1 protein-coding gene and 1 pseudogene are annotated in these 1,741 nt (G+C 42.1%); one reads left to right on the top strand and one right to left on the bottom strand.

Annotation, left to right across the window (positions count from 1 at the left end; translation table 11 throughout):
* Nucleotides 1–7 precede the first annotated feature (7 nt).
* Nucleotides 8–901 (bottom strand): leucine-rich repeat domain-containing protein, encoded by an 894-nt coding sequence (locus VB740_RS36590; protein ID WP_323204694.1) that lies wholly within the window; start codon nucleotides 899–901, stop codon nucleotides 8–10.
* Between the two features lie 235 nt (nucleotides 902–1,136).
* Between VB740_RS36590 and VB740_RS36585 the strand changes: the two are divergent.
* Nucleotides 1,137–1,700: pseudogene (locus VB740_RS36585) on the top strand (peptidoglycan-binding domain-containing protein); the annotation flags it as partial.
* Nucleotides 1,701–1,741 lie beyond the last annotated feature (41 nt).

Here is a 1,741-nt window from a genome sequence, read left to right as displayed (position 1 = left end):
TCTCCAATCAACTGCACAAAGTTTTTTCTTTCTTTGTATGAAACCACCCTGCTTCGCCAACAATCAAAAATTTTGCTTCGTAGAAAGGTTCGGTTTCGGCTGGATCTTGGACTCGGAAATAGAAATCGAGAATTTCATTTACATTGCCTGGTTCTTCCCATAAAGCTTTCGGCCCCAAAATTTCAAGTGGAATGGGGACTGGATTTCTACGAAGATCCAGTTTTTCCAGGTTTGACAGTTGCCTGATTTCTTTTGGCAGATTGCTCAGTTGATTACTGCTGAGGTCGAGGATTTGCAGGTTGGTGAGTTGGACAATTTCGGGTGGCAGACTGCTTAGTTGATTGTCGTTGAAGTAGAGGGATCTCAGGTTGATGAGTTGGGCAAATTCCGATGGCAGACTGCTTAGTTCATTTCTATAGAGAGCCAGCAAGAATAGCTTAGTTAGTTGTCCAAATTCCGATGGAAGACTGCTCAGTTGATTGTCGTTGAGATCGAGGAATTGCAGGTTAATAAGTTGGGCAATTTCCGCTGGCAGACTGCTCAGTTGATTACTAGGGAGACCAAGCCTTTGTAAGTTGGTAAGTTGTCCAAATTCCACTGGTAGACTGCTCAGTTGATTACTGCTGAGGTTGAGGGATTGCAAGGTCGTGAGTTGTCCAATTTCCGCTGGCAGACTGCTCAGTTGATTGTCGCTGAGGCCGAGGATTTGCAGGTTGGTGAGTTGGCCAATTTCCGCTGGCAGACTTCTCAGTTGATTTCTGCCGAGGTGGAGCGATCGCAGGTTGGTGAGTTGGCCAATTTCCGCTGGCAGCGTTGTTAAGCCTTTGTCAGAAAGGTCTAATTTTCTCACCTTGTCTCTGGCAGCTTTTTCAATAATTTGCAGCAGTTGTTCGTTAGTCATTTCGGGTTTTACAGAGGTGATGCCTGACGACGAGTTGCTGCTTGGACGCGCAGCAGAGAAATTGAGCTAATTAATAATGTAGTCTGTATGAAGTATTGCATTGAGGCAATGTGCGGTCGTAGATATCGCAGACTCCAGATGACATCATATTTCAGGTTAGAGTATAGTTTTAGACGACATCAATTTTTAAAATGATGTTTATACTTAGAACTCAGTAAATGAAAGCAGGTGCGTAATGAAACTACAAGATTTTTTGGGAAAAGATGAGAAATGGTCGTTTGAAGCGATCGCTGAAGATGAAGAATTATCTCGTCAGATTCAGATACTCTTAATCGGCTTAGGTTTGCTAGAACCACCAGCAGATGGTAAGTTTGGCCCTGTTTCTGTGATAGCTCTCAAAAAATTTCAAGAGTTAACAAAGCTTGAAGAGAATGGCTTTTTAGGAGCAGTCACAGCCAAGAAACTAATTGAAACCAAACTAGATGATCTTCCTAAACCCCCCTTAAAACTTGGTAATGACATTGCTAGCAGGATTGTAAAATACTTGCTATCTAAAAATTATGAGGTATTCACCAATCCCAAAGAATACAACATTGTTTATATAGAGGGTATAAATGCAGACTGGACTCTCAACAATGATGCACCCAATGAATTTAATGATCGGCGGATTGTCATTGAAGTAGTAAATAGTGTTCCCAAAATCGTAGATCATTGGGAAGCCACTACAGAACCAGGGAAGTACTACACTTATAAACCGATGAATCCCAAAGGAGCAGCTAGGATTCAGTTTGGACAATACGTGCGATTCGTTGATTAGTAAATCACGGTAATCAGTCCGTA

The organism is Nostoc sp. UHCC 0251, assembly GCF_034932245.1.
Lineage (GTDB): Bacteria > Cyanobacteriota > Cyanobacteriia > Cyanobacteriales > Nostocaceae > Nostoc.
The sequence above is the reverse complement of the archived record's forward strand: the minus strand, read 5'-3'. Positions and strand labels throughout refer to the sequence as shown.

Coding starts and splice junctions, on each gene's coding strand:
- VB740_RS36590 (WP_323204694.1), bottom strand. CDS start 901: ATGACTAACGAACAACTGCTGCAAATTATTGAAAAAGCTGCCAGAGAC.